Here is a 22,807-nt window from a genome sequence, read left to right as displayed (position 1 = left end):
ATTGATGACTGACCACATGCCCGACTCCGACGGGGCGGAGGATTCCGAGGCTCCCGAGGCTGCCGACGCTGTAGACGACCACGCGGGCGCGGCGGAATCCGCCGGCCCGTTGGGCTCCAACCTGGGGATCGACGTCGCGCTGGCACCCGAACTCGAGGACGCCGAACTCGGATCGGTGCTCGAGGCCCTGCTGCTGGTGGTGGACACCCCGGTGGCCGTGGAGGCATTGGCGGCCGCCACCGATCAACCGGTCTACCGGATCACGGCCAAACTGCGGACGATGGCCGAGGAGTTCACGCAGCGCGACAGCGGCATCGACCTGCGGGAGGCCGGTGGTGGCTGGCGGCTGTACACCCGCGCGCGTTTCGCGCCGTACGTGGAGCGGCTGTTGCTCGACGGCGCCCGGTCCAAACTGACCCGTGCCGCGCTGGAGACCTTGGCGGTGGTCGCCTACCGTCAGCCCGTCACCCGGGCCCGCGTCAGCGCGGTGCGCGGCGTCAATGTCGACGCCGTGATCCGAACGCTGGTGGCGCGCGGCCTGATCACCGAGGCAGGCACCGATCCCGACACCGGTGCGGTGACGTTCGCGACCACCGAGCTGTTCCTGGAGCGGTTGGGTCTGTCGTCGTTGACCGACCTGCCCGACATCGCCCCGCTGCTGCCCGATGTCGACGTGATTGATGAAATGAGCGAAACCCTGGACAGCGAACCGCGTTTCATGAAACTCGGCGGTGCGCCGGCGGCCGATCAGCCGCTGGCCTTTGATGTGGATCACCTCTGATGGCGTGGCCGGACGAAGAGCAAGACGGCGTGCGCCTGCAGAAGGTGCTGTCGCAGGCCGGGGTCGCCTCGCGGCGGGTCGCCGAGCGGATGATTCGCGACGGCCGGGTCGAAGTGGACGGTCGGGTGGTGACCGAACTGGGCACCCGCGTGGACACCGCCGCCTCGGTGATCCGAGTCGACGGAGCCCGGGTGACCGTCGATGACACCCGGGTCTACCTGGCGCTGAACAAGCCGCGCGGAGTGCATTCGACCATGTCGGACGACCGCGGACGGCCGTGCATCGGCGACTATGTCGAACACCGAGTTCGCGGTGACGCCAAGCTGTTTCACGTCGGGCGCCTCGATGCCGACACCGAGGGCCTGATGCTGCTGACCAACGACGGCGAACTCGCGCACCGGCTGATGCACCCGTCGTATCAGGTACCCAAGACCTATATCGCCACCGTGGTGGGCACTATCCCGCGCGGGCTGGGTAAGAAGCTGCGCGAGGGTGTCGAACTTGACGACGGCCCGGCGAAAGTCGACGACTTCGCGGTGGTCGACACCGTGCCCGGCAAGTCGCTGGTGCGGGTCACGCTGCACGAGGGCCGCAAGCGGATCGTACGGCGGATGCTGGCGGCGGTCGGATTTCCGGTCCAGGAGTTGGTGCGCACCGACATCGGCTCGGTTGCGCTGGGGGAGCAGCGCCCCGGCAGCATCCGGGCGTTGACCCGCAAAGAAGTCGGCGAACTCTATGCGGCGGTAGGCCTGTGAGCGCGGGCGGCGCGGCCGTCGTCGCCATCGACGGGCCGGCCGGAACCGGAAAGTCCACCGTCGCCCGGGGATTGGCTGCGGCGCTGGGCTCACGTTATCTGGATACCGGCGCGATGTACCGGGTCGTCACGCTGGCGGTGCTGCGTTCCGGCGTCGCGCTTGATGACATCGACGGCATCGGCGCGGTCGCACAGGGGGTCGAGGTCTCGGTGGACTCGCAGCCCGAGGGAGATCGCGCCTTTCTTGGCGACGAAGATGTTTCGCGCGAGATCCGCGGCGACGAGGTGACCCGTGCGGTGTCGGCGGTGGCTGCGGTTCCCGCGGTGCGCACCCGAATGGTGGCCGTGCAGCGACAGCTGGCCGCCCAGGGCGGCGGTGTGGTGGTGGAGGGTCGCGACATCGGCACTGTGGTGTTGCCCGATGCCGACGTGAAGATCTTCCTGACCGCTTCGGCCGAGACTCGCGCCCAGCGGCGTAACGACCAGAATGTTGCGGCAGGACTGCGCGACGACTACGCCGGCGTGCTGGCTGACGTGCTTCGCCGCGACGAGCTGGATTCCACCAGGGCGGTGTCGCCGCTGCGGCCCGCCGACGACGCGGTGATGGTGGATACCGGAGACATGACCCAGGCGCAGGTGATCGACCATCTGCGAGACCTGGTTGAGCAGCATTGCGGGGCGATCCGATGAGTGACGGAACCTGGGTCGACGAAAGCGACTGGGAGATCGGCGAAGACGGTGGTTTCGACGATCTTGTCGAGGACTCCGGCCCGCCGCCGGTGGTGGCCGTGGTGGGCCGGCCCAACGTCGGCAAGTCGACGTTGGTCAACCGGATTCTGGGCCGGCGCGAAGCGGTGGTGCAGGACCTGCCCGGGGTGACTCGTGACCGGGTGTCCTATGACGCGCTGTGGACCGGCCGGCGCTTCGTGGTGCAGGACACCGGCGGCTGGGAACCCGACGCCAAGGGCCTGCAGCAGCTGGTGGCCGAGCAGGCCGCGGTGGCGATGCGTACCGCCGACGCGGTGATCCTGGTGGTCGACGCGGTGGTGGGCGCCACCGCCGGCGACGAGGCCGCCGCGCGGATTCTGCGCCGCTCCGGCAAGCCGGTGTTCTTGGCGGCCAACAAGGTTGACAGCGAGCGGGCCGAATCCGACGCGGCGGCACTGTGGTCGCTGGGCCTGGGCGAGCCGTTCACGGTCAGCGCGCTGCACGGCCGCGGGGTGGCCGATCTGCTCGATGAGGTGATCGCCAAGCTGCCCGAGGTATCGGAAGCGCAGGCGGGCGGTGTTGGTCCACGACGGGTGGCCTTAGTCGGCAAGCCCAACGTGGGTAAGAGCTCGTTGCTGAACCGGCTTGCCGGCGATGAGCGTTCGGTGGTGCACGATGTGGCCGGCACGACCGTCGACCCGGTCGACTCGTTGATCGAGATGGACGGCAAGATCTGGCGTTTCGTCGACACTGCCGGGCTGCGCCGCAAGGTGGGGCAGGCCAGCGGGCACGAGTTCTACGCCTCGGTGCGCACCCACGGCGCTATCGACGCCGCCGAAGTGGTGATTGTGCTGGTCGATTCGTCGTTGCCGCTGACCGAGCAGGATCAGCGGGTGATCTCGATGGTGGTCGAGGCGGGCCGGGCGGTGGTGCTGGCCTACAACAAGTGGGACCTGGTCGATGAGGACCGGCGTTACCTGCTGGACAAAGAGATCGACCGGGACATGGCCCGGCTGGCGTGGGCGCCGCGGGTGAACATCTCGGCAAAAACCGGTCGCGCCGTGCAGAAGTTGGTGCCCGCGCTGGAGACCTCGCTGGCCTCCTGGGACACCCGGATATCGACCGGCCAGCTCAACAACTGGCTCAAAGAGGTGGTCGCCGCGACCCCGCCGCCGGCACGCGGCGGCCGCGCACCGCGCATCCTGTTCGCCACCCAGGCCACGTCGCGGCCGCCGACGTTCGTGTTGTTCACGTCGGGATTCTTAGAGGCCGGCTACCGCCGGTTCCTGGAGCGGCGGCTGCGCGAGACGTTCGGATTCGAGGGCAGTCCGATCCGGATCAATGTGCGAGTGCGAGAGAAGCGCGGCCCCAAGCATTCTCGCTGAGGTCTGGGATTAACCCCCCTTGGTCAGCTGAAAATCCCACTGCCCGACCACGCCGCCCGCTGGCCCTCGACCACACGGTTCCAGGGTGGCGGTGGTCCATTGCCCGGCCAGCGTCACCGCATCGAAGCTGACCGTCTTCGACACCGGCAGCGGGGTGTGGTCCACCGGGCAGTCCATGCTGCCTCGCCCGCTGTACTCCCAGCGGCCACCGTTGAGATGAAACTCCGCGTTCTGCAGCCAGCGTTCCGCGTCGACGCTGGTGCACGTCGCGCCGCACGGGGTGAAGGTCCACGTCGCTGCCCGCTGCGACGGGCCATGCTGGGCGGTGAAGGCGTACGGGCCTGAGGGCACCTCCGGGGCGGCCTGGGCCGCCGGCGGCGCCCCGAGTGCGAACAGCAGCCCGCAGACAGCACCAACAGCCCACTTTCCCGTTATGCGGATCATTGCCTCACCTCTCCGCTGGGCTGCCTTAGCCCTGCGCACGATCAGCGTAGGGTGCTGCAAATGGCGGTATCGCAGATGGTATTGATCCTGCTGGCGGGGGTGGGCGCCGGGGCGATCAACGCCCTGGTCGGCTCGGGCACACTGATCACCTTCCCGACCCTGGTGACGCTGGGTTTTGCGCCGCTGACCGCGACGATCTCCAACGCGATCGGCCTGGTGGCCGGCGGTATCTCCAGCACCTGGGCCTACCGTCGCGAACTGCGAGGTCAGTGGGACCGGCTGCGCTGGCAGATACCGGGATCACTGCTGGGCGCGGTGCTCGGCGCGTATCTGCTGCTGCACCTGCCCGAGAGCGTGTTCAACCGAATCGTGCCGGCATTGTTGGTCGGCGCCCTGGCGCTGGTGGTGATCGGGCCGAAGATCCAGGCAGTGGCGCAGCGCCGAGCGGCGGCCGAGGGCCGTTCGACCGACCAGCTCAGCGGTGGCCGGCTAACAGCTTTGGCGATCGGCACCTTCGTCGTCGGCGTGTACGGCGGCTATTTCGCTGCGGCGCAAGGAATTCTGCTGGTCGGCGTGATGGGGGTGCTGCTGCCCGAGTCGATGCAGCGGATGAACGCCGCGAAGAACCTGCTGGTACTGATCGTCAACGTGGTCGCCGCCGTGGCCTACATCGCGACGGCGTTCGACCGGATCAGTTGGCCGGCAGCCGGATTGATCGCAGTCGGTTCCCTGATCGGGGGATACCTGGGCGGTCACTACGGGCGCCGGTTGTCCCCGAACGCGCTGCGCGCGGTGATCCTGGTGGTCGGCCTGATCGGGTTGTACCGGCTGCTGAGCGTCTAGCCAGCTCAGGCCGGGTTCTGCCTGCGCCACCGCTCCCAGCGGCCGCGCGGTGCCCGGGCCGAGGCCATCACCTCATTCATCGACGCGGCGTGCGGGTGCTCCGGTTGTGCGGGCGCCTTCGGCGTCACCACCGCGGGCTCGGTACCTTCCCACCAGACCGGTTGCAGCAGTGCGGAAACCACCGGAAGGGCGGGCCCGACACTCTTGCGTCCCCACTGGCAGGCCCGGTCGATGGTGGCCGCCGACGGCGCCAGGTTGACCGGTGACAGCGTGGGGGAGAACCGGACCAGATGGTCGGCGTAGGGCGCGTTGCGCACCATCTGCAGCTGGATCGCCTGGGTGATCGGCACCAGCCACAGGTGCTTGGGGTCCCACTGCGGGTGGAAGCAGTCGAACGCGAGATAGCAGGCGTTGCGGGTGCCCAACCGGCCGGCCCGGACGCGCTTCCAGGCCAACTCCAGGGGCACATTGCTGGCCGCGCCGCCGTCGACCAGGGCGCCTACGTCGTTGTCGGCGAGCAGCGCGTCGAACAGCGGCTCCATGGCCGGGTCCTTGGGCTCGTGGTGCAGCACCCCGGGGATCGCCGACGAGAACGATGCTGCGTCAACGACGTTGACGTCGCGGTCCGGATTGTCGCCGCCGATCACGATCGGGGTCACCACCCGCGGGTCGATGAAGGCGGCGGTCTGCCACATCCGGGTCGCGATCTGCGGACCCAGCCCGATTGACAGATACGGGAAGGACCGCAGCTGCAGGGCGGCCAGGCGCTGGTTGCGGTAGCGCCCTGGCAGGTCCGCAAAGGGCTGGCGGCGCACCCCGGCCACCACGGCATCGAACGGAATCGCCAGATCCGACATCTTCATGGGCGCGCCGTCTTCGCAGCGGAACATCGCGTCGGCGAAAAGATCGAAGTTCAAGGCGAACACACCGGTCAGGCCGTGGCGACGGCGCAGCCGCTCAGGACCCAGGATGGCGCGGAACGACACCGTCTTGGCCCACTCGATGTACTCGTGGATGGGCACCGGCAGGGTGCGGCTGACCACCGATCCCAGGATGGAGCCGAACGAGGACCCGATCAGATAGTCGGGCACCGCCCCGGACTCCAGCAGGGCCTCCATGCCGCCGATGTAGACGAAGCCCGCGCCGCCTCCACCACCGAGGACGGTGACCAGCTTCTTGTGGCCCACCTCGGCGTCGACCTCGGGCAGGGAGAAGTCGTTGCCGTGGCGTTCGGCCAGCAGGCGGCGCTGCTCGTCCTGCTCGGCGGCCAGCGCGCCCAGGGTGTCGCGGGCGGCGACCAACGCCATCACCGGGTTGCGTTCTTCACGCAGCGGGCCGCGCAGCGCGTCGGCCACCTTGGCCCGCCACCCGGCCAGTTCCGCGCCGACCGAGACGTCACCGCGGCCGCGGGCGCCGCCCGGGCCGGCGGCACCGGGCTCGAAGTCGTCGAGCCGGGCGAAGTTGAGCAGATACCGCAGGCGGCGCAGCTGCTCGGCGCTGAGCACGTCGGGCCGGCGCAGTGTGTGCCGGATGAGGCGATTTTCCATCTTCTGCAACAGCAAAATGGTGTCGCCGGTGTCGCCGATGTCGATCACTTCGTCGGTGACGGCGGAGTCGGCGCTGGTCTCGGGGATGTCTATGGGGTCTGTGGGGTCGGGCATAGCCGACCACTGCTGCGAGGGGGGAAGCTGCATAAGTGGTGTGGTTCCTGAGGGGTAGTCGCGCTGCCGAGGGGAGGCAGTCCCGCGTGGCGAGCCTACGCGGTCGAGGTGTCGTCACGCGGATTCGGGACACCCGCGGGCGTGCGGTAGGCTTTCGACCTGCTGCCGGAGTTGTTGCGGCGGTGGCGGGCTGTGGCGCAGTTTGGTAGCGCACTTGACTGGGGGTCAAGTGGTCGCAGGTTCAAATCCTGTCAGCCCGACAGTGTCGGCACTGTTCAGCGGTGGTTTCTCGCTGCCCTGTATCTGCGCTCGAATGGCGGTTCACTAGCTTCCGTGCTAGACACACCGGGTGAAGATCTCAGGTTGGCTTAAGGAAAACGGGTCTGCGTCAGCGCGGCGGGTGGCTGCGGCGGGAGCGTCGGTCGGGGCGTTGGCCGCGTTTGGATTGGCGCCGACAGCTCACGCGGACTACGAGGACTTCTTTGCCGACCTGTTGGACCCCACCGCGTGGGGAACGATGTTCGAGCCCGGCTACTGGGACAGCCCGGACTCCGCGTCGACGCTCGACTTGGCCTCGCTGTTCAGCGGTGCCGACGTCGCAGGTGCGGCTGTCGGTACTGATTTTGCCGACTGGGTCCAGAACGACCTCTACCTGCCGTTGCATGCCGCGATGCAGGACTGGATCGACAGCCCGTTCGGTTCGACAGTCGACGAGTTCATCAACCCGTTGTTCGCCTTCGGCGGCGCGTGTGGCTTGATCTGCAACGGTGTCGACGGCAACGAAACCAGTATCGACGGCGGCAATGGTGGCTGGATCTTCGGCGACGGCGGCAACGGTTGGAACAGCACGCAAGACGGTGTCGCCGGTGGCGTCGGCGGCTACGGCGGCTGGTTGGGCAACGGCGGCGATGGTGGCGACGGTGGTGCCGGCGCCGACGGCGGTGCTGGCGGTGCTGGTGGCTTCTTCGGCAACGGCGGCACCGGCGGTGACGGCGGCACGGGTCTGGACGGCCTGCACGCCGGCGACGGCGGCAACGGCGGGGTCGGTGGCCATGCCGGTGTGTTCTTCAGCACCAACGGTGATGGCGGCAACGGTGGCAACGGCGGCAATTCGGTCGGTGACGGCGGGACCGGTGGTGCCGGCGGCAACGGTGGTGCCAGCGGCCGCGGCGGTGTCCCCGGGCCTAGTTCGTACCCGCGCATCCTGGCCGTGCTGACCACCGGTGCTGATGGTGGTACGGGCGGCAACGGTGGTGATGGCGGTAGTGCCGAAGGAGTCGGCAGCACCGGCGGCGTCGGCGGTGACGGTGGAAACGGCGCCGTAGCGGGCTATGGGGCTAGCCGTGACGGTGGCTCCGGTGGAAACGGCGGTCAGGGCGGCGCCGTCAGTGGTGCCGACAGCACCGCCGGCAACGGCGGAAACGGCGGTCGCGGCAACATGGCCGGCACCACTGGCGGCCGTGACGGAGGTACCGGCGGGAATGGCGGCGATGGTGGCGCGGCCAGCGGAACCGGTAGCACCGCCGGTGCCGGCGGAAATGGCGGTGGCGGGACTTTGAGCAGTCCGTTTGGCGGTCGCAATGGTGGGGCCGGTGGCAACGGCGGCAGTGGTGGGGACGGCACCGACGGCGCCGCTGCCAGCCACGGTGGTACCGGTGGCACCGGCGGTGCCACCGGTGCGGGTTCCAGCGGCCACGGCGGCAACGGTGGAGCCGGTGGCGCCGGTGGCGCCAGCGATGGCGGAGTCGGTGGCGCCGGTGGAAACGGCGGCGCGGGGTCAACCACCGGCGACTTGGGACGTTCCGGTGGCGGCGGTGGCGGCGGTGGCGGCGCCGGTACCGGCGGACAAGGTGGAAACGGTGGCGCTGGCGGCAACGGCGGCTCTGGCGTCAGCGGTAACGGCGGCAAAGGCGGGACCGGCGGAGCTGCCGACGGCGGAAACGGTGGCGCGGGTGGCGTCGGGGGCAACGGCGGAAACAGCACTACCGGCGGAAACGGTGGCGATGGTGGACAAGTCGGTCCGAATGGCAACGGTGCTGGCGGAAACGGCGGCAACGGCAGTTCGAATGCCGTTTCCCCCGGCGGCAACGGCGGCAACGGCGGCGCCGACGGAACCCCAGGAACGCCCGGGGCTGACGGCGCGTCTGCCCCGAACCCATAAACCATTCGCCTAACTGACAGGGTGCCCTGACCACCGGGCTGGGCGGCGCCGCGGGCACCAACAGCGATCCCGGCTGACCCCGGCGGTCGTGGCGGCACGTGTACTGCAAGGCCACCGGCAAGGCTTGGCTGAACCCGACTTCCACTTGCACCTACCCCGATGGCGGGCGAGACGAATGCTCGTTTCACTTTGTGCCGTTCTCCGGCGGAAAGGTTGCTGACTCCGCCTGCACATACGTCCCACCTGGTTCCGAGCCGCCACCAGCACCCGGCGTGGAGCCGACGATCAACCAGCCGTAGGCGCTGCCCGGTTAGCGCCTGTAACGCCACGGTGGCCACGGCGCGGATTGGTTGCGGTCATGGGGGTCCACGCCGGCAGCTTGCGTGCTGGTGCCGGGGGATGCGGGGCGCAGCTGGTGAAGAGACTGCGGGCTCAGCCTGCACACCGATACCGTCTGATCCATGGATCTTCCTCCGCATGTGAGTGCGATCGTCTTTGACTGCGACGGTTTGCTTCTCGATACGGAGAGCTGCTGGTCACGCGCGGAGGCTGCTCTGTTTGCCGATCATGGATTCGGGTTTGGCCCCGCCGAGAAAGACCTCTTGATCGGCCGGACTCTTGAGGCGGCGTGCGAGAACATAGCCGCCTACTTCGGAATGCCTGGAGCCGGTCCTCAGCTGGTGGCCGACCTCGTTCCCCGTGTCGAAGCAGAGCTTTCGGCGCAGGTTGAGCCCATGCTCGGCGCTAGGCGGCTTCTCGAATATTTGCATGGCAGGGTGCCGATCGCGGTTGCAACGAACAGCCCGCGGGCCATGCTCACCGCTGCGTTGAAATCGTCTGGGCTCGCAGACTTCTTTGAGGTATCGGTCGCTGCCGACGAGGTAGAGCACGCCAAGCCGCATCCGGAGCTTTATTTGACGGCGTTCAATCGTCTCGACGCCGCGCCGCGAGCGAGCGTTGCGTTCGAGGATTCATCGACCGGCGTTGCTGCCGCCCGTGCGGCACACGCGTTCGTGGTGACCGTGCCGTCCCAATCCGGTAAGCAGCTCGACGGCGACTACATCACTACGACTCTCGACGACGTCGCGCTCATTGAATGGGCGCGCACCGTTCAGAAGATCTAGCGACGGTTCTGTCGTGCGGGAAACGCGCCTTGATACAGCTCGGATCCGGGCAGCGCGCCGGGTAATCGATCCGCTTTTCCTTGACACTCCGCTATACCGTTGCGAGGCGCTGGCGCCCAGCCTTGGGTGCACGGTGAGCATCAAGCTCGAAACGGCGAACCCAGTCGGCAGCTTCAAAGCACGCGGCACCGAGGTAGTAGCGAGCCTGCTCGCCGGCACCGGCTCGGGCGCGCTGGTGTGTGCCAGCGCAGGCAACCTTGGTCAAGCCCTCGCATGGTCTGGTCGCGCCCGGGGGCTTGACGTCACGGTCGTCGCATCCCGCTTCGCTCCGGCCATCAAGCTTGAGCGCATCCGCGCCCTGGATGCCCGGTTGGAGCTGGTGGACGGCGACATTGAGATCGCTCGCGAGCGGGCAGCCGCCATCGCCCGGTATGACGGGATCCGGTTGGTCGAGGACAGTCTGGACATCGAGACCTGCGAGGGCGCAGCGACTATCGGCCTGGAACTGGTTGACACCGCAGGGTCTTTCGATGCCATCCTGATTGCTCTCGGCGGTGGGGCGCTGGCCACCGGTGTGGGCCACATCGTGAAGGAGTTCGCGCCCGCCGTCGAGGTGATCTGCGTTCAGCCAGCTGGCGCACCGGCGATGACACAGTCGTGGCACCAACGCCGCGTGGTGACCACCGACTCGACCGATACCATCGCCGACGCGGTCGCCGGCCGTTTTCCCCTCCCGGCCGTCCTGTCGGATCTGCTCCTGGTCGCTGACGACGCGGTTCTGGTCCGCGAGGCCTCGATCATCGCTGGGATGCGGATGCTCCTCGAGCACGCCGGTCTGGTCGTTGAGCCGGCGGCCGCGCTCGGCCTCGCGGCGATCATCGAGGACCCTGACCGCTTCGCTGGCCGACACGTGGTCACCATCGTGTGTGGCAACAACGTCGATATGGATACCTACGGACATTGGATTCGCGCGGCCTCCTTGGGATGAGTAGCGGCAGCCCAGAAGTGCTGTTAACTTTCTGGCATGGGTTCGGTGCCGATCAACTCCGCGACGGTCGCAGGTTCAAATCCTGTAAGCGCGACAGAGGTCAAAGGGTAGGGCGACGGTAACCGCGCCAGCCGGCGACCGTCGTTCGATGGGGGCTACTTGGACGTCCATGACCAATGAAGAACAACTCCGGCAGATAGCCAGGGACGTATTCCCGGACTGGTCGCGGCCGCCCCGGATCGTTGTTGAGCAGATCGGCGAGCTGGTGAGGCGATGGCCGGTTGAAGGCTTCGCCCGCGAGAAGCTGCTAGATCAGCGGTGCCGTCTTGTGTGGATCGACAGGCACGCGATCGGACAGCTGGACTACATCGCCGACGCTGCCGAGGAGCAGGATCTGGCTGCGGTGATCCGGCCGCTGAGCCAGGTCGCTGGGGTCGACGTCAATGCCTATGGTTCGGCGGAGGGTTTCGGGGAGCGGACCTACCGGCGTGCCATGCGGGTGCGCTTCGCGTCGGGGGATCCGATCCAGGTCGACACGACCCAACACACGAACGACGGTCTTCGTGCTCATGCCGACCGGTTCATCGATCGGGTATTGGACGCGCTGGCGGGCGGACCCGCCGGGGAACAGGTGCCGTCTCGGTAGAGGACCGCTGCCAGAGTTACTTCTTGGTCTGAGGCGACGCCGCCGCCAAGGCGGCGCTGGGCCAAGTCGGCTCCAACCGCAACGGTGCCGGCAGACATGGCGAAAAGGGTGGCGAGGGCCAAACCCGCACCGGCCAGTGCTCGTGACACCCTTACGCACTGACGGCTATCGAGACTGACGTGAGCCAAGGCCCGGCGGTGTCACCTGATCGAATGTGGAGGAGCGTCTTGCAACTGACTCGTTGGCGGATCCCGCTGGTCCTCGCGCTGCTTGTGGGTGCCGGCCTACCGGCTGCCCCGCCCGCGGCTGCCATGGTGATCTTGGGTGGTGGGGCCGTCATCGTCGTCGACGGAAACAGCTACTGCACCTTGACCACAATCGGACGTGACCGGGCCGGTGACGTGGTGGGCTTCACCGGATCGCAGTGCGGTGGGCCAGGGGCCGAGGTCGCGATCGCGGGAACAGACACCACCGTGGGCACCGTGGTAGCTGCCAACGGCAACCTTCGCTATGCGGTGATCAAGTTCGATGTGCCCGAGCTTATTCCGGTTTCTGACTACGCCGGCACCGTGATCAACGGCATCGGCCCAGATCCGGTAGCCGGTTCGCTGGTGTGTAAGTGGGGACCCGCGACCCCTGGCATCTGCCATCCCGTTTGGCGCGACGGTTGGCCGGATGTGCCGATGGTTGGCCAGTTTGAGGCGGGTGATGTCGGTGCTCCGGTAACGATGGACGGTCGTCTGGTCGGCCTGGTCTACGGCGGCAACCTCATCTATCGGGGCAGATACAGCCCACCGATGGAGGTCACATATTTGACGAAATTCAGCGCAATCCTGGAGGACGTCAACGCCGGTGACGGACCTGGTAGCGGATTCGTGCCGATCGGAAGTTGATGGGGCTCTGCTCGACCATCCAAATCACTCCGCCCGCAACACCTTCGGGAACGGGGTGCGTTGTTCGGGTACGTCCCCGGGGAAGCAGGGCGACACACCGCTGAGACTGGGGGCGCGGTCTGGTCGAGCGCTCGCCAAGATCTGGAGGCGGTAGCCGTCGGGCGCGTAGCCGAAGCGGTTGGGCTTATAAAAGCCGTCGCGTTCGATGACGTGCCAACCCCAGCTCTTCCAGATCTCACCGGTCTGGGCGACCAGGCTGACGGTGTCGACACCTGGCGGTGGGGTGAGGTCACCGACTGTGTCGAGGTTCTTGGGTGCGGTCGGGCTGCTGTCGTTGTCGTCGCACCCGGCGGTGCTCGTCGCGCCCCCGAAACGGTTGGCGTCCAACGTCGTTCCGGCCGGCAGCGCTGCCAGGGTCTTCTTCAGGTAGCCCAGGATGGTGTCTTGAGCCTGCTGCTGACTGGTAGGGATGACGGGGTTCTGTTTCCAGCCAGGCGGCGGTGGAGGGTCGGTGATGTCTGGTCCGCCGATCATGGTTGCTCCTTGCGGGATGGGTGGCCCGAGCGGGGTGTGGTGACCACACCCCGCCGCTGCGGCGATCAGCCAGAGCGCTGTTGCGGGGGCGAGCGCCCACGAGATGGGTCGGTTCATCACGGCGCCACCACGTAGGGCGGTTGGACACCGGCAATGACGGCACCGAAATCAAGCAGCGCGCGATTGCCCTGATCCCAGTAGCTGCTGTGGGCCGGGATGCTGGTGCCGGGAATCCCCAAGAACCCCGGTGGTCCGGGATCGGCAGCGAGGCGGGTGGCTCCGAAGTCCACTGCTGTGGGGTCTGGTCCCAGAGTGAGACCGGTAGCCCAGGTGATGACGTCGTTATCTGCCCGGGAGGCGAACACCTGGGCGCCGGGGTTCAAATCGAGTCCGCTCGCACAGTTGGTGAGCATGCCGGGACTGCCCACGGCGATCACGTTGTCAGCGGCAAGATGATGCCCGCCGGTGGACGCGGCGCCGACCAGGGTGGAGCCGTAGCTGTGCCCGATCACGGTGTCCAATGATGGTGCCCCGACATGAGAGGCGCGCATCCCGGCCTCGAAACTATCCAGCCCCGCGGCGCCATTGCGGGCGTAGTGCGTGTGCGCCGCCTCCGGCACATCCATGGGTCGGTCATACGCCATCCACGTCGTCACCGCCACATCCCCGGCACGCAGGTCGGGGTCAGCAGTGTGCGCAGCTCGGAACATGCGCAGTGATTTATCGATGGCACCGCCCATGGTGGTGAGGTCCTGTCCGGTGCCGGGGACTAGGACGGCGTTGCGCCTGGCGGTGTCGGGGTTGCCGATGGAGACCGCGGCGCGGCCGTGGTCGTCAAGGTAGCCCAGGTAGCGCGACGGGCCGTCGGGGTCGGCGTGCATGGCTTGCTGCACACCTTGATACTCCGCCAGAGAGTGCTTGGCCGCCTGCAGTTTCGGCCCGAGTTCGGCCATTTCGCTTCCAGTCGCCGCGCTGTGATCGCCCATGTACACCTGGCGGGCGAGTTGGTCGAAGCGCGCTTGCATCGCATTGACGTCCGCCTGCGCACCGGTTAACAGCTCGGGCAGATGCCGTTCGTTGTAAAGCGTTTTTTCGTCGAACGGCATCCCCGGGTGGTTGCCGATGAAGTGGTCACGGCTGTAGGCGGCGTCTTTCTGTTCTTGGCTCAGCCGTTTCCACCAGTGCGCGAACTGCTTCGGATCGTCTGGGGGGAGCCCTGGCCCTGCATGGGCGCCGCCAGCGCCGCCGTCGGCGCCTTCGTCGGGGAAGGCGAAGCCGTGCAGGCCCGCGGTGGTGATAGTGAGCTGACGCGCAATGTTGTGCTCGTTGAAGACCAGGTTGGCGGCTCGCGACTTGATGAAGCTGGCGTGGGCATGGGCGGCCTGCTCCCGCTGCGCTTGCTCGGCGGCGGAGGAATAGTAGGTATAGGTATCGGTGACGGAGTAGTCGTCGCCGACTCGGAAGTCTTCCCGTTCGGCTGCGTCGACGGCGGACAACACCAATCCTTTGTTCGCCACCTGCGCGTTCGCGCCGCGGGCAGCTGCGTCCGCGGCCTTGCGGAGCATGTCTGCGGGGCCGTGGATCTTCACCACATCGGCGGCGGCGCGCTGCTGAAACGCTTCGGCGCCGGCGCCGGTCCACGGTGTGCCGCCGGGGCGCAGCGAGCCGTCACGGACTTCGGTGAACGCGGCTTCCCAGGTGTTGGCGAGGTTAGTCCAGGCCGTGGCGTTGGTGGTGAGGTAATCCCAAGTGGCATCTTCGATCTCGGCCAGCGGCGGCAATCCGGACATCGCGGTCTACCTGCTTATATCCCGAGCTTGCCGGCGCCGCCGTCGACACCGGAGCTGCGGGGGGTCAGCGAGGGAAGACCGCCCGCGTGCTGGGGGACTGCGGCCAGGGCGGCGGCGCCGTTGTGGTCCATCGCCTCGTACTCGCGAGCCGCGATGCTCAACTTGCTCGAGTTGGCGCTCATCCGGGACCTGGAGACGGTGCCAGCGCTGCTCGCACCGGTATTGACGCTGCTGGTCGCTGCTCCGCTGGCCTGCCATGCCGATGCGCTCGCCGCGGGCAGTGCCTGCGCGACCTGCCCCGACAGCGCCGCGCAGCGCTGCGCCAGCTCGCGCAGGCTGACCGGGGTGACCCGCAGGACGGGGGAGGTCATGGGGGAACTGTATTAGTGAATGGCGGTTTGCGAAATCCACTGTCGGCGCGCGTGGGTGAACCGAGCGGCGGCCCGAACTCGCTCATTGACCCGAGCCCAGAGTCCCCCTAGACTCCCAATACTGATAACGCATGTTGTCAGAAATGGTCAACGATGACTGGGAGTGCGCGCGCGTGAGCCAAGACATGTCGGAAACCTGCCCCGCGGCCAGTGAAACGCCGATCGCTGCCGGCTGCCCCGTGAGCGGCAATGGCTACGACGCACCCCCGATCCCGCTGGGCCCCGACTCGCTGACCTGGAAGTACTTCGGCCAATGGACTGGTCTGTTCCAGGGGACCTGGGCCGGGTCCATGCAGAACATGCACCCGCAGCTCGGTGCCGCAGTCAAAGACCACTCGATCTTCTTCATCGAGCGCATCCCGCGCTTGATGCGGTCGATCTACCCGATCGGTGGCGTGGTGTTCGACGGCTACCGCGCACCGCAGACCGGCGCCGAGGTCCGCGACTACCACATCGGCATCAAGGGTGTGGACGAGCAGGGGCGCCGCTACAGCGCACTGAACCCTGACGTTTTCTACTGGGCGCACGCAACCTTCTTCAAGTCGACTCTGCTGGCCGCCGAGAAGTTCGCCGGCGGGCTGGCCGAGGCCGACAAGCGGCAGCTGTTCGACGAGCATGTGCAGTGGTACCGGATGTACGGCATGAGCATGCGCCCGGTGCCCAAGTCCTGGGAAGAGTTCCAAACGTACTGGGATCACATGTGCAACAACGTCTTGGAGAACAACTGGGCGGCCCGTGAGGTCATGGACCTGTCGACCATGCCCAAACACCCGTCGCTGGAATGGATTCCGGACTGGCTGTGGGCGCAGAACCTCAAGGTCATGCAGCGCTTCCTGACGTTCATGACCGTGGCCCTCTATGACCCACCGGTGCGCGAACTCATGGGCTACACCTGGTCTCCGCGCCAGGAGCGGATCCACGGATATCTGTGCAAGGCAATCACCTTCGTCTCCAAGTACGGCCCCAAGCGAGCCCTGATGCATCCGCGCAAGCGGTCGGCGTTGGATCGGGCGTCGGGCCGCCTTCCAGTGGATGCGCCCCTGGTGCAGACCCCGGCACGTAACCTGCCGCCGGTGGACTACCGCAACGACCCGCACTTCTACTGCCCGAAGGTCGACTGACCCGCGTCGAAGTTGCCCCGGCTCAGGCGAATCTGCCGGGGTTCGCGGTGACAGCCCGGTGCAGCGTCGGCCGGTTGGCCCGGTAGGCCTGCACGACGGGCGCGAGCTCATGTGGGCTGGCCCCGTGCATGATCACCGAATGCACACCCAGGTCGAACTGCCGGGCGATGGTGCTCGCACAGTCGCGGGCCGAACCGGCTGCCACCGCCGCCAACCATTCGGCGGGAATCAGCTCGGCGATCCGCTGCAACGTCTCGTATGAGGCGCTGGCGTCGATGGGCCCGGCAGTGGCCGCATCGGTGAACAACTCGGACTGCCGGACCCGCTCCCACACATGTCGATCCCAGCCGTTGGCGGAGACCAGCACATCGGGATAGGCCTGCAAATAGGTCGCCAAGCGGCCGACCCCGCGGCGCAGCTGGTCGTCCTGCGACAACGAGTCGCACACCGTCGCCAGGCAGGCCCAGATGCGGATGCTGTCGGGATCGCGGCCCGCACGTTCGGCGCCGCGGCGCACCGCCGCGACCGACGCCGTGGTCGCCTCGTCGGAGAAGAAGGTGTGCAGCACAACGAAATCGGCGATCTCACCGGCGAGTTCCATCGTCTTGGGGCCGACGGCGACCAAACCGATCGGTGGCCCCTCGCCCAAGCCGTTCGCATGCCGCAGCATCGGCCACTTCCCGGCCGGGCCGTCATGATTGAAAATCGTCTCGCCGGCCCACAGCCGGCGAAGGATCCCGAAGAAGTCGCGCAGCCGAGCCGCGGTGACCGTCGGTAGACCGATCGCCGGCCAGTACCCGGCCATGCCGCGGCCGAACGCCATCGCGAAACGGCCCTCGGTCAGCGCGTGCATGGTCGACCCCACGGTCGCGGTCACGGTGGGGTGGCGCGTGTGGTGGTTGGTCGACGGGGCGATACCCAAACTGGAGCTGCAGCCCGCCACGGCGCCGCTGAGCACCGCGGGGTCTTTCACGGTGAAACGTTCCCCGATGTGGCACGAACCCAGGCCGAGCGCATCGGCCTCTCGGGCTTCGGGCAGCACCACGCGAGCATCCGCCGGGTGTCGGGTGACGGCGTAGTAGCCGAGTTCGTTCAGTTGGATGTCGGTGTCAGCTGCGCTCGTCGGGGCGGTGACCTGCGGTGCGGTGCGATTCATCCCGCAATTACACTACGAGGAGTAGCGTTATACAAGCAGTCCGGCCCAGGTTCCTTACGTTTCAGCTGTTCAGTGACCACACCGAGTAGTTCAGCGCGGTGGCGAACAGGATCCACCCTAGATACGGCAGCATCAGCAATGCCGCGGTGCGCTGGGTCTTCCAGAACGCCGCGATGGTGACTGCCACGGCGACGTCGAGCAGCAGGATGTCGACCAACGCCGGGCCGCGCCAGCCCAGTCCGAAGAACAGTGGCGACCACAACAGGTTCAAGACCAGCGGTACGCCATAGGCGATGATCGCGGGATTTGTCCACCGAGGGTCTGCCCGCCAGACGAGCCAGGCCGCGACCGCCATCAGTAGATAAAGAGCACTCCACACCGGACCGAACAGGTAGCTCGGTGGTGCCCAGCTCGGTTGCGTGAGCTTCCCGTAGTCGGCGGCGGCGTCGGCCGAGGCGAGCCCGCCGAGGGCTGCGACGACGATGACGAGCACCAGCGAGACCAGGAATGCGGCGAGGTGCTGCGTTTTCGGCGAGATCGCTCCCATCTAGTCACAGTAGAGGACGACCGGCGTGGCTGTTGTGGGACGGCCACACCGGTCGTCAGAGCTCGATATCACGGCTCGCGTACGGTCAGCACAACCTTCCCGACCGTGTCGGAAGAGTCGAGCAGCCTGTGGGCCTCGGCTGCATCGATGATCGGGATTTCGGCGGCAACGACAGGCTCCACGGCACCTTCGGCGATCATCGGCCACAGGTGCCCGCGAAGTTCGGTGATGATCTCGGCCTTGGAACCGTGGCCCTGTTCGGGCCGGCGCCGCAGATTGGTCACATGCACTGATCCTCGCTTGAACAGCAGCGCACCGAGATTCAGTTCGGCTGTGGCGCCGCCCTGTAACCCGATGATTGTCAAGTGACCGTTCTCAGCAAGGGCCTCCACGTTCCTGGCCAGATAGCTGCCGCCCATGATGTCGAGGATGACGTTGGCGCCGGAGTGCTCGGCGTTCACGACCGCTGGAAAATCCTGCTCGCGATAATTGATCAAGGTCTGCGCGCCGAGTTCGCGACACCGTTCCAATTTCGACTGCGATCCAGCGGTCACCGCCACATTGGCACCAATCGCGCGGCCCACTTGGATCGCATGCGTGCCGATTCCGCTTCCACCACCGTGAATCAGCAGTGTCTGCCCAGGCTCTAAACCCCCGGTCATCACCACGTTCGACCACACCGTCGCGGAAGCCTCGGGCAAGGCAGCAGCCGCAGTGACGCTGACCCCCTGCGGTACGGGCAATACCTGGGTGGCGGCCACGTTGATGCGTTCGGCGTATCCGCCACCGGCCAGTAGCGCACACACCGCGTCGCCGGGTTCCCAGTCCGAGACTCCGGCACCGACTTCCGCGATCACACCCGAAACCTCAAGGCCGGGGACCTCGCTGACGCCCGGAGGCGGCGGGTAGAAGCCCATGCGCTGCATCACATCAGCCCGGTTCACTCCCGCAGCCACCACATCGATGGCCACTTCTCCGGCGCCCGGTGGGGGAAGGTCGTCGACTCGGGCCCACTCCATCACCTCGGGATCGCCGAAACCATTGAGCGTTATGGCATACATCCAGAACTCCCCTCCCCTGTGATGACAGAACGTCGTGCGTACTCAAATGGACTTCACCTAGCCGTTGTTGGTCGCTGCTTCACCGTCGGTCTTCGGTGTGTTCCAGCGTAGGGGGAATAACAGGTGATAGCTGGCCAACAAGTCATGCAAAGTGGCCAGTTCGCTGGCGCCGCCCGAGCATCCGCGGAATCCTGGGGAGATGACCAAGCGCATCCTCAACGTCGTCTCCAACGTCGCCCACTACGACGACCCGGCGGAGCCGACCGGGCTGTGGCTCTCGGAGCTGACGCATGCGTATCACGTGTTCGCCGAAGCGGGCTACCGACAGACGATCGTCAGTCCGAAGGGAGGGCTATCGCCGCTGGAACCGCGGTCGCTGAAGTTTCCCAACTTCGACAAGAGCGCAAAGGCATGGAAGGCCGACAGTACGAAGATGGCGCTGCTGGCCGGCACCGCCGCACCCGAAGAGATCAACGCTGCGGACTATGACGCGATCTACTTCACCGGTGGGCACGCCGTTATGTATGACTTCCCGAACAGCGAAGGGCTGCAACGTATCACCCGCGAGATCTTCGAGAACGGGGGAGTGGTGTCCTCGGTCTGCCACGGCTACTGCGGGCTGCTCAACACCACGCTCTCCGATGGGTCGCTGTTGGTCGCCGGGCGCAAGCTCACCGGATTTGCCTGGTCGGAGGAGGTGCTGGCGCGCGTCAACAAACTGGTGCCCTACAACGCCGAAGCGGAGATGAAGAAGCGCGGAGCCCACTACGGCAAAGGCCTGATCCCGTTCGCCTCGCACGTCGTCGTCGACGGACGACTGGTCACCGGCCAGAATCCGGGATCGGCCAAGGCGACCGCCAAGAAGATCGTCTCCGTGCTGGGCCGGTGATGCCCTCGCCTGATCGCGTCTGCGCTCGCCAGTAGGGTGCCAGCGTGGTAGCAGCCAGCAATACCGTCGTGCTGACCGACGAGTTCCGTGCAGCACTGGGGCTGCTGGCGGCTGGCCGGAACCTGTTCCTGACCGGTAAGGCCGGCACGGGCAAATCGACGCTTGTCCGCCACTTCATGGCCTCCACCGATCGCAACGTCGTGGTAGTTGCGCCGACCGGGATCGCCGCCCTCAACGTCGACGGCCACACCATCCACCGCCTGTTCGGATTCCGGCCCACCACAACGCTGTCCGATGTCGCCGGCGGCGACTACCGGCCCGGGCGCTTCACCAAGACACTGGCCAAACTGCAGACGCTGATCATCGACGAGGCGTCCATGGTGCGTGCCGACGTGTTCGACATGATCGCGGGAGCGCTGCAGCGCTTCGGCCCCGAGCCCGGCACGGCGTTCGGCGGCGTCCAGGTGGTGTTGGTGGGTGACCTCTACCAGCTGCCGCCGGTGGTCACCGAGGGCGAGCAACACTATTTCTCGACGACGTATGCCACCCCGTACTTCTTTTCGGCGAGCACCTTCAGTCGTGCGGAGTTCCCGAGTGTCTCGCTGACGACGGTGTTCCGCCAGCTCGGCGATGACCGGATGACCGCGATCCTCAACGAGATTCGCGAAGGTGTGCTGCTCGGCCACGCGAGGGCGCACCTGGACGCCCGGGTGGATCCCGACTTCGTGCCGCCGGACGACGAACTGTGGCTGACGTTGGCGCCTACCAACAGGCTGGTCACCGCGCGCAATCGCCAGCAGCTGGAGCGGTTGCCGGGCGAGGAGCTGGTGCACCGCGCCACCGAATCCGGTGACCTGTCGCTGTTCGACAAGCCGCTGGACGACGAGTTGCGCTTCAAAGTCGGCGCGCAGGTGATGATGCTCAACAACGATCAGGCCGAGCGCTGGGTCAACGGCTCGATCGGCCGCGTGGTGGGGGTGGGCTACGACCGCCACGGCGCCGTGGTCGAAATCGAGTTCCCCAACGGCGACATCGCCGAAGTCGCCCCGTTCACCTGGGAGGCCACCCGTCCCGTGGTCGAGGGCGGCGCCTTGCGTCGCGACGTCGTCGGCACCTTCACCCAGTTGCCGTTCAAGCTGGCCTGGGCGATCACCATTCACAAAAGCCAGGGCCAGACACTGGAGCGGCTGGTGGTGGATCTGTCGGGCGGCATGTTCTCCACCGGCCAGCTGTATGTGGCCTTGAGCCGGTGTACCTCGTTGGCCGGGCTCGTGCTCAAACGCCCTGTACTGCCGAAGGATCTGAAGGTGGATCGCCGGATCGCCCGGTTCCTGCGTACCGCGGCCAACGGCGACCGCGCGCGCCGCTACTGTGCGATCGGTTTGCTCACCGTGGGCGATGAGGGGCGGATGTCGCGACCGCGCCCGGTGGAGTTGGCGGTGGCATTCGATGACGGCACGGCGGTGTCGACGCTGATCAATCCCCAGCGGGATCTGGCCGATGCCCGCCAGGCGTATCGAATCGGGGTGGCCGACGTGCTGTTGGCGCCCACACTGCGGGAGGCCTGGGCGGTGATCGCGCCGATGCTGGCCGGCTGCACACCGGTGGGCGTCAAAGTCGATGAGACGCTGGGGCTGATCGACTTCGAACTCAAGCGACTGGGGCAGGTGACTCCGATGCCGCTGGGTATCGACCTGCGGGGCCCAAACATCACCGGTGACACGGCGCTGCAGCGTGCCCGCACTGCGCTCCAGCGCCTCGATGCCGCCGACGTGGATTGCGGTTCATCGCCCTTCGACGAACCCGACGATGCCGAGGCCCTCTCGGGAATCCTGCTCAGCCGTGATCCGGACGTCATAACCCCGGCGGCAGAACACCTTCCGGCGCTGTCCGCGCTGTTGCGAATCAGCCGAACTCTTGGAGCGATCCTGTTGGGCGTCACTCCCGTCGACCAGATGCGGGCGGCGGGGGAGACCAATTGGGAGCAGGCGGCACGCCAGACCGCCGCCGACCAACTAGTCCTGGCGGCCACCCGCACCCGGCTACCGGATGAGGTGTCGGCGCGCCTGCGCGACGCATTGCGCGCGCTGGGCGCCGGCGACTTGGCGGCCGGGCTGGCGCAGACGCCGTCGACGGCCGACAACATCGATGCGGTCCTGGTTCCCGGCGCCCGCGTCTGCTTCACCGGAACCGCGGTCGATGGCCACGGCCACGTGCTCGACCGCGACGAAATAGAACGGCGGGCTGCCGCGGCCGGGCTGGCGCCGGTGCGGACCGTGACCAAAACGCGCTGTGAGGTGTTGGTCATCGCCGAAGCGGGCACGCAATCCGGAAAGGCCCGCAAAGCCCAGGACTACGGCAAGCCGGTGTTCACCGTCGACGAGTTCCTGGATTGGCTCGCGCGCCGGTGAGCGGCGGGCTTCAGTCCAAGTCCGCCAAGGCTTTCCGCGCGGCCTCCAGTTCGGCTTCGAGCGCGGCCACTCGCGCGGCATGCTGGGAGCGCGCCTCGTCCATCAGCGCCTCGATCGGCGCGAACAGCTCCTCGTGCAGTTCCTTGGCGGCCCGCGACACCGCGGCGGCCGCGACGGCGAGGTTGCGTACCAGATAGCTGCTGCCTTGCTTGATCTCGGCGTGCCACTCGCCGTCGGCGGTACCGGTCACGGTCAGCGTCAACTCGAGCGTCTTGGCCTTCTTCCCGGCCGACTTCTTGACCGGCTCCTTGACTTCAGGAGTGTCGGGGGGCTCAGGGGCAGCGGTGACAGTGTCGGGTGCCGGCGTGGCGTCGGCCATCGAACCCATCTCAAAGCTGTCGGGGGTGATGGCCGGGGTTTCGGGGGCGAACGTGGGTGCAGTCATAATCGTGGCGACCTCCTTGCTCATTCGTCGCCCG

The 22,807-nt window shown here is 67.1% G+C and carries 21 protein-coding genes, 1 tRNA gene and 1 pseudogene; 14 read left to right on the top strand and 9 right to left on the bottom strand.

Going from position 1 to position 22,807, the window contains the following annotated elements; genetic code table 11:
- Positions 1-4 precede the first annotated feature (4 nt).
- Genes scpB through der form a run of 4 tightly spaced genes read left to right on the top strand, consistent with a single transcriptional unit; the run spans position 5 to position 3,628 of the window.
- Positions 5-781, top strand: a complete 777-nt coding sequence (scpB, locus tag NM962_17155; GenBank protein ID UVO11653.1) for an SMC-Scp complex subunit ScpB — start codon at positions 5-7, stop codon at positions 779-781.
- Positions 778-1,536, top strand: a complete 759-nt coding sequence (locus NM962_17150) for an rRNA pseudouridine synthase (protein ID UVO14797.1) — start codon at positions 778-780, stop codon at positions 1,534-1,536. The genes scpB and NM962_17150 overlap by 4 nt, the downstream gene beginning before the upstream one ends.
- Positions 1,533-2,225, top strand: a complete 693-nt coding sequence (gene cmk, locus NM962_17145) for a (d)CMP kinase (GenBank protein ID UVO11652.1) — start codon at positions 1,533-1,535, stop codon at positions 2,223-2,225. Before NM962_17150 ends, cmk begins: the two co-directional genes overlap by 4 nt.
- The gene (gene der, locus NM962_17140; GenBank protein UVO11651.1) at positions 2,222-3,628 is read left to right on the top strand and encodes a ribosome biogenesis GTPase Der; all 1,407 of its coding nucleotides are present in this window, start codon (positions 2,222-2,224) and stop codon (positions 3,626-3,628) included. The genes cmk and der overlap by 4 nt, the downstream gene beginning before the upstream one ends.
- Positions 3,629-3,637: 9 nt before the next feature.
- Here the strand turns inward: der and NM962_17135 are convergent, their stop codons facing one another.
- The gene (locus tag NM962_17135) at positions 3,638-4,072 is read right to left on the bottom strand and encodes a hypothetical protein (GenBank protein ID UVO11650.1); all 435 of its coding nucleotides are present in this window, start codon (positions 4,070-4,072) and stop codon (positions 3,638-3,640) included.
- A 60-nt stretch (positions 4,073-4,132) separates the two neighbouring features.
- Between NM962_17135 and NM962_17130 the strand changes: the two genes are divergently transcribed.
- Positions 4,133-4,915: a sulfite exporter TauE/SafE family protein gene (locus tag NM962_17130; GenBank protein ID UVO11649.1), complete on the top strand. Its 783-nt coding sequence runs from the start codon at positions 4,133-4,135 to the stop codon at positions 4,913-4,915.
- Positions 4,916-4,920: 5 nt separating this feature from the next.
- Here NM962_17130 and NM962_17125 read toward each other — a convergent pair whose 3' ends face one another.
- On the bottom strand, positions 4,921-6,576 hold the full coding sequence (locus tag NM962_17125) for a patatin-like phospholipase family protein (GenBank protein ID UVO11648.1): 1,656 nt from the start codon (positions 6,574-6,576) through the stop codon (positions 4,921-4,923).
- A 186-nt stretch (positions 6,577-6,762) separates the two neighbouring features.
- On the opposite strand from NM962_17125, the gene NM962_17120 reads away from it, so the two are divergent.
- The 6 genes and pseudogenes from NM962_17120 (at position 6,763) to NM962_17095 (ending at position 12,388) form a co-directional block, all read left to right on the top strand.
- A tRNA-Pro gene (locus tag NM962_17120) sits at positions 6,763-6,836 on the top strand.
- Positions 6,837-7,432: 596 nt separating this feature from the next.
- Positions 7,433-8,197, top strand: a pseudogene (locus NM962_17115) (PE family protein).
- Between the two features lie 1,001 nt (positions 8,198-9,198).
- Positions 9,199-9,861 (top strand): HAD family phosphatase, encoded by a 663-nt coding sequence (locus tag NM962_17110; protein UVO11647.1) that lies wholly within the window; start codon positions 9,199-9,201, stop codon positions 9,859-9,861.
- A gap of 133 nt (positions 9,862-9,994) precedes the next feature.
- Positions 9,995-10,849 carry a pyridoxal-phosphate dependent enzyme gene (locus tag NM962_17105; GenBank protein ID UVO11646.1) on the top strand — a complete coding sequence of 285 codons (855 nt, stop codon included), beginning with the start codon at positions 9,995-9,997 and terminating at the stop codon, positions 10,847-10,849.
- A 169-nt stretch (positions 10,850-11,018) separates the two neighbouring features.
- Entirely contained in the window at positions 11,019-11,495 is a 477-nt protein-coding gene (locus NM962_17100; GenBank protein UVO11645.1) for a hypothetical protein, read from the top strand.
- A gap of 227 nt (positions 11,496-11,722) precedes the next feature.
- The gene (locus NM962_17095) at positions 11,723-12,388 is read left to right on the top strand and encodes a S1 family peptidase (protein UVO11644.1); all 666 of its coding nucleotides are present in this window, start codon (positions 11,723-11,725) and stop codon (positions 12,386-12,388) included.
- A gap of 24 nt (positions 12,389-12,412) precedes the next feature.
- On the opposite strand, the gene NM962_17090 is transcribed toward NM962_17095, so the two are convergent.
- The 3 genes from NM962_17090 to NM962_17080 all read right to left on the bottom strand — a co-directional run bounded on the left by NM962_17090 (position 12,413) and on the right by NM962_17080 (position 15,083).
- Positions 12,413-12,922 carry a hypothetical protein gene (locus NM962_17090; GenBank protein UVO11643.1) on the bottom strand — a complete coding sequence of 170 codons (510 nt, stop codon included), beginning with the start codon at positions 12,920-12,922 and terminating at the stop codon, positions 12,413-12,415.
- Between the two features lie 116 nt (positions 12,923-13,038).
- Complete coding sequence (locus NM962_17085; GenBank protein ID UVO11642.1) at positions 13,039-14,712, bottom strand: alpha/beta hydrolase family protein; 1,674 nt, start codon at positions 14,710-14,712, stop codon at positions 13,039-13,041.
- A gap of 14 nt (positions 14,713-14,726) precedes the next feature.
- A complete protein-coding gene (locus NM962_17080; protein UVO11641.1) occupies positions 14,727-15,083 on the bottom strand; it encodes a type VII secretion target in 357 nt (118 codons plus the stop codon).
- A gap of 143 nt (positions 15,084-15,226) precedes the next feature.
- Between NM962_17080 and NM962_17075 the strand changes: the two genes are divergently transcribed.
- Entirely contained in the window at positions 15,227-16,264 is a 1,038-nt protein-coding gene (locus NM962_17075) for an oxygenase MpaB family protein (GenBank protein ID UVO14796.1), read from the top strand.
- A gap of 22 nt (positions 16,265-16,286) precedes the next feature.
- Here NM962_17075 and NM962_17070 read toward each other — a convergent pair whose 3' ends face one another.
- From NM962_17070 to NM962_17060, 3 genes are all read right to left on the bottom strand, one after another.
- The gene (locus NM962_17070) at positions 16,287-17,420 is read right to left on the bottom strand and encodes a TIGR03857 family LLM class F420-dependent oxidoreductase (protein ID UVO11640.1); all 1,134 of its coding nucleotides are present in this window, start codon (positions 17,418-17,420) and stop codon (positions 16,287-16,289) included.
- Between the two features lie 61 nt (positions 17,421-17,481).
- Positions 17,482-17,967, bottom strand: a complete 486-nt coding sequence (locus NM962_17065; protein UVO11639.1) for a tryptophan-rich sensory protein — start codon at positions 17,965-17,967, stop codon at positions 17,482-17,484.
- Between the two features lie 68 nt (positions 17,968-18,035).
- A complete protein-coding gene (locus NM962_17060) occupies positions 18,036-19,028 on the bottom strand; it encodes an NAD(P)H-quinone oxidoreductase (protein UVO11638.1) in 993 nt (330 codons plus the stop codon).
- Positions 19,029-19,227: 199 nt separating this feature from the next.
- Between NM962_17060 and NM962_17055 the strand changes: the two genes are divergently transcribed.
- Together NM962_17055 and NM962_17050 are read left to right on the top strand one after the other, a co-directional pair.
- Entirely contained in the window at positions 19,228-19,917 is a 690-nt protein-coding gene (locus tag NM962_17055; protein ID UVO11637.1) for a type 1 glutamine amidotransferase domain-containing protein, read from the top strand.
- Between the two features lie 44 nt (positions 19,918-19,961).
- Complete coding sequence (locus NM962_17050) at positions 19,962-22,328, top strand: AAA family ATPase (GenBank protein ID UVO11636.1); 2,367 nt, start codon at positions 19,962-19,964, stop codon at positions 22,326-22,328.
- A gap of 10 nt (positions 22,329-22,338) precedes the next feature.
- Here NM962_17050 and NM962_17045 read toward each other — a convergent pair whose 3' ends face one another.
- The gene (locus NM962_17045) at positions 22,339-22,716 is read right to left on the bottom strand and encodes a DUF6319 family protein (GenBank protein UVO14795.1); all 378 of its coding nucleotides are present in this window, start codon (positions 22,714-22,716) and stop codon (positions 22,339-22,341) included.
- Between the last annotated feature and the right edge of the window lie 91 nt (positions 22,717-22,807).

The organism is Mycobacterium sp. SVM_VP21 (assembly GCA_024758765.1).
Classification (GTDB): domain Bacteria; phylum Actinomycetota; class Actinomycetes; order Mycobacteriales; family Mycobacteriaceae; genus Mycobacterium; species Mycobacterium heraklionense_C.
The sequence above is the reverse complement of the archived record's forward strand: the minus strand, read 5'-3'. Positions and strand labels throughout refer to the sequence as shown.